The following is a 5071-nucleotide window of genomic DNA, read 5'->3' as shown; positions in this document are numbered from 1 at the left end:
CGGTGCGCACGTCGACCAAGCGCGACTCCGACGAAAGCCTTGCGATCCGCGCGGCCTGGCTTCATTACGCAGCCGGAATGACGCAGGGCGAGGTGGCGCAGAAGCTCGGCGTGTCCTCCACCAAGGCACACCGGCTGATCGCCTGGGCCTATCAGAACGGTGCGGTGAAGGTGTCCGTCGTCGGCGGCGTCGCCGAGTGCGTGGCGCTGGAGGATGCGATTCGCGACGCGTTCGACCTTGCGCATTGCGAGGTCGTGCCGGATCTCCACGAGGAGGACGGCATGCCGCTGCGAGCGCTCGGCGGCGCCGGGGCGAGTTTTCTGGAGCGCGAGATCGAATCGGCCGAGGGCGGGGTGCTCGGCATTGGATTCGGCCGCACGCTTGCCGCCGCCGTGACGGCGATGACGCCGACGGGGTCCGGCGCCATGCGCTTCGTTTCGCTGATGGGCGGCCTCACGCGCAACTTCGCGGCCAATCCGCACGACGTCATCCATCGGCTGGCCGAGCGCACCGGGGCGCTCGCCTATGTCATGCCGATTCCCTTCGTCGCCAATTCCCCCGCCGACCTCGACGTCCTCCTGTCGCAGCGCGGCGTCGACGAGATCTTTCGGCTCGCCTGCCGCGCCGACCTGATGCTGATGGGCATCGGCACGGCGCAGCTTGACGCGCAGCTCGTCGGCTCCGGCATGATCCTTCCCGACGAAATCGACGAGGTTCGGCGCGGCGGCGGCGTCGGCGAGATGCTCGGCCACTTTCTCGACGAGGACGGCGCGCCGGTCGAGACGCCGCTCAGCGGGCGCACCGTCTCGCCGGCGCTCGACGACATTCGCGGCCGCCGGGCGGTCGCGATCGCGGGCGGCCCGGGCAAGGTCGCGGCGATCCGCGCGGTCCTGCGCAGCGGCGTCCTGACGGGGCTGATCACCGACGAGCGCACCGCGCGGGCACTGATGCGCGACCAGGGGGAAAGGATCGCCGGATGAGGGAGGAAGCGATGGTGCGAGCAGATGGCTGGAGCGGTCTCGATGGCTGAAGGGGCGGACGTCCTGATCGGGATCGATGCCGGCACGTCGGTGATCAAGGCCGTGGCCTTCGATCTTGCCGGCCGGCAGCTCGGCACCGCGGCGGTGGTCAACACCTATCGCGAGGAGCCGGACGGGTCCGCCGTCCAGTCCATGGAGCGGACCTGGGCGGATTGCGCGCAGGCGCTGCGCGAGCTCGGGCAGGTGGTCGACGGCCTCGCGCGCCGCACCGCGGCCGTCTCGGTCACCGGCCAAGGCGACGGGACGTGGCTTGTCGGCGCCGGCAACCGGCCCGTCGGCGACGCCTGGCTCTGGCTCGACGCCCGGTCGGCCCCGACCGTGCGCCGTCTCTGGGAGGGACCGCTCGAGCGCACCCGCTTCGAGCGCACCGGCACCGGCCTCAACACATGCCAGCAGGGCGCGCAACTCGCCCACATGGCAACCGTCCATCCCGACCTGATCGGGCAGGCCGAGGTCGCGCTGCATTGCAAGGACTGGCTGCATCTCTGCCTCACCGGCGTGCGCGCGACCGATCCGTCCGAGGCGAGCTTCACCTTCGGCGACTTCCGCAACCGCCGCTACGACGACACGGTGATCGAGGCGCTCGGCCTGTCCGGCCGCCGCCATCTCCTTCCGCCGATCGTCGACGGCACCATGACGACGCATCCGCTGACGCGCGAGGCAGCCGAGGCGACGGGTCTTCTCGAAGGCACGCCCGTCTCGCTCGGCTATGTCGACATGGTGATGACGGCGCTCGGGGCCGGCGTCTACGCCCGCGAGCCGGGCGTTGCCTGCTCGACGGTCGGCTCCACCGGCGTCCATATGCGCGCGGTCCGCTCGGACGACGTGTTCCTCAATGCGGAAGGGACGGGCTACGTCATCGCACTGCCGATCCCCGGCGTGGTCACGCAGGTCCAGACCAACATGGCCGCGACCCTCAACATCGACTGGGTGCTCGGGACCGCGGCCGATCTCGTCGCCGAGTTTGGCGATCGCCCCTCCAAGGCCGACCTCGTCGGCCGGATCGAGGGCTGGCTCGCCCGCTCCGAGCCGGGCGCGATCCTCTACCACCCCTATATCTCGGCCGGCGAGCGCGGCCCCTTCATCGACCCAGACGCTCGCGCCGGGTTCATCGGCCTGTCGAGCGGCCACCGCTATCCCGACCTCGTGCGGGCCGTGGTGGAAGGCATCGCGATGGCCGCGCGCGACTGCTACGCCGCGATGGGCGACATGCCGCGCGAGCTTCGCCTCACCGGGGGGGCTGCGCGCTCGCGCGCGCTGCGTTCGGTCCTCGCCGCGACCACGGGCGCCAGCGTGCGCACCTCCTCGCGCGACGAGGCGGGGGCGGCGGGCGCCGCGATGATGGCCGCCGTCGCGATCAAGGCCTTTCCGACCATGGACGCCTGCATCGAGACCTGGGTGACGCCGCTCCTCGGGCAGGCCGAGGCGCCAGACGCCCGGCTCGCCGAGCGCTATGCCGGCGTCTTCGAGGGCTACCGCACGGCGCGGCAGGGCCTCGCGCCGGTCTGGAACCACATGGCGGCGCTGCGCTCGCGCGACGTTCGCCTCGACGCGGGCGCCGAGCCCGCCGAACTGGCGATCGCCGCCGGCCAAGAGACAGGGAACTGACGCGATGAGCGAGACGAAGACGGTCGACGTGCTGGTGGTCGGTGGCGGCATCAACGGGGTCGGCATCGCGCGCGATGCGGCGGGGCGCGGCCTGTCCGTCGTCCTGTGCGAGAAGGACGATCTGGCGGAGGGCACGTCGTCGCGCTCCGGCAAGCTCGTCCACGGCGGCCTGCGCTATCTCGAATACTACGAGTTCCGTCTGGTGCGCGAAGCGCTGATCGAGCGCGAGGTGTTGCTTCGCTCCGCCAGCCACATCATCTGGCCGATGCGCTTCGTCCTGCCCCATTCGCCGGAGGACCGGCCGGCCTGGCTCGTGCGCCTCGGCCTCTTCCTCTACGATCACCTCGGCGGTCGCAAGAAGCTGCCGGGCACGCGCACGCTCGACATGCTGCGCGACCCGGAAGGCGCGCCGATCCTCGATAAATACCCCAAGGGCTTCGAGTATTCCGACTGCTGGGTGGACGACGCCCGGCTCGTGACCCTCAATGCCGTGGATGCCGCCGAGCGGGGCGCCGAGGTGCTGACGCGCACCGCTTGCACGAGCGCCCGACGCGAGGGCGACGTCTGGGCGGTCGAGCTGCGCGACGAGACGACCGGCGAGACGCGCCGCCTGCGGGCCCGCTGCATCGTCAACGCCGCCGGCCCGTGGGTCAACGACATGGTCGGTCGCGTCGCGGGCCGCAACTCGCGGCGCAACGTGCGCCTCGTGAAGGGCAGCCATATCATCGTGCCGAAGTTCTGGCGCGGCGAGCATGCCTATCTCGTGCAGAACACCGACAAGCGCGTGATCTTCATCAACCCCTACGAAGGCGACAAGGCGCTGATCGGCACCACCGACATCGCCTACGAGGGGCGCGCCGAGGACGTGAAGGCCGACGAGAGCGAGATCGCCTATCTCTTGGCGGCGGTGAACCGCTACTTCAAGGAGAAGCTGCGGCGCGAGGACGTGCTCGAGACCTTCTCCGGCGTGCGCCCGCTCTTCGACGACGGCAAGGGCAATCCGTCGGCCGTCACGCGCGACTACTCGTTCGACCTCGACGAGGACGGCGGCGCCCCGATGCTCAACATCTACGGCGGCAAGATCACCACCTTCCGCGAGCTCGCCGAGCACGCGATCGAAAAGATCGGAAAATTCTTCCCCGCGATGGGCAAGGCCTGGACCGGCGACGCCACGCTGCCGGGCGGCGACATTCCGGACGCCGACTTCATCCAGTTCTGCGAGGAGATGCGCGCACGCTATCCCTGGATGGGCCGCGAGACGATCCACCGCTTCGGCCGCCTCTACGGCACGCGGATGCAGACGATCATCGGATCGGCGACGTCGGTCGAGGGGCTCGGGCGCCGCTTCGGTCGCCGCCTCACCGAGGCCGAGGTGCGCTACCTCGTCGCCCACGAGTGGGCTGAGCGGCCGCAGGACATCCTCTGGCGCCGCACGAAGGAGGGCCTCCACATGACGCCGGCCGAGCGCGCCGAATTCACCGAATGGTTCGAGAGCGCCGCGCTGCGCCGCGCCGCCTGAAGGAACGTTTCATGCCCTTGACGCTCTCGCTGAACACCAACCCGCTGGTGAACCGCTTCGCCGATACCGACGACCTGATCGACACGGTCGCACGCGACCTGAAGATCCGCGACCTGCAGCTGACGCACGAGTTCATCAACCCGTCCTGGCCGGCGCCCGTGGTCCGTCGCCTGACGCGGCAGATGGATCGGGCCCTCCAGCGCACGGGCGTGCGCGTGACGAGCGGCATGACGGGGCCCTACGGCCGGCTCAACCATTTCGGCCATCCCGACCGCGACGTGCGGCGCTACTATGTCGACTGGTTCAAGACCTTCGCCGACATCACCGGCGATCTCGGCGGGACCTCGGTCGGCACGCAGTTCGCGATCTTCACCTACCGGGACTTCGACGATCCAGCGCGCCGCGAAGAGCTGATCCAGATCGCGGTCGACTGCTGGGCCGAGGTCGCCGAGCACGCCAAGGCGGCTGGGCTGTCTTACGTCTTCTGGGAGCCGATGAGCATCGGGCGCGAGTTCGGCGAGACGATCGCCGAATGCATGAAGCTGCAGGACCGGCTGACGGCGGCTGATATGGCGGTGCCCATGTGGATGATGGCCGACATCGACCACGGCGACGTGACGAGCGCCAACCCCGACGATTTCGACCCCTATGCCTGGGCCCGGGCTGTGCCCAAGGTCTCGCCGATCATCCACATCAAGCAAAGCCTGATGGACAAGGGCGGCCACCGCCCGTTCACCGCCGAGTTCAACGCGCGCGGACGCATCCAGCCCGAGCCGCTGCTCGCCGCCTTCGCGCAAGGGGGCGCGAAGGACAACGAGATCTGCCTCGAGCTGTCGTTCAAGGAGCGCGAGCCCAACGACCGGCAGGTGATCGAACAGATCGCCGAATCGGTCGCCTTCTGGGC

4 protein-coding genes are annotated in these 5071 nt (G+C 69.9%); all 4 read left to right on the top strand.

Going from position 1 to position 5071, the window contains the following annotated elements:
* Positions 1–2 precede the first annotated feature (2 nt).
* Positions 3–980, top strand: a complete 978-nt coding sequence (locus QZ753_RS08760; RefSeq protein WP_294642855.1) for a sugar-binding transcriptional regulator — start codon at positions 3–5, stop codon at positions 978–980.
* A 42-nt stretch (positions 981–1022) separates the two neighbouring features.
* Positions 1023–2648, top strand: a complete 1626-nt coding sequence (locus tag QZ753_RS08755) for an FGGY-family carbohydrate kinase (protein WP_294642853.1) — start codon at positions 1023–1025, stop codon at positions 2646–2648.
* Positions 2649–2652: 4 nt separating this feature from the next.
* A complete protein-coding gene (locus QZ753_RS08750) occupies positions 2653–4167 on the top strand; it encodes a glycerol-3-phosphate dehydrogenase (RefSeq protein ID WP_294642851.1) in 1515 nt (504 codons plus the stop codon).
* An 11-nt stretch (positions 4168–4178) separates the two neighbouring features.
* Positions 4179–5071 (top strand): TIM barrel protein (locus QZ753_RS08745; protein ID WP_294642849.1); only part of this gene is annotated, 893 nt, incomplete at its 3' end.

The sequence above is a fragment of the uncultured Aureimonas sp. genome, from assembly GCF_913775355.1.
Lineage (GTDB): Bacteria > Pseudomonadota > Alphaproteobacteria > Rhizobiales > Rhizobiaceae > Aureimonas.
The sequence above is the reverse complement of the archived record's forward strand: the minus strand, read 5'-3'. Positions and strand labels throughout refer to the sequence as shown.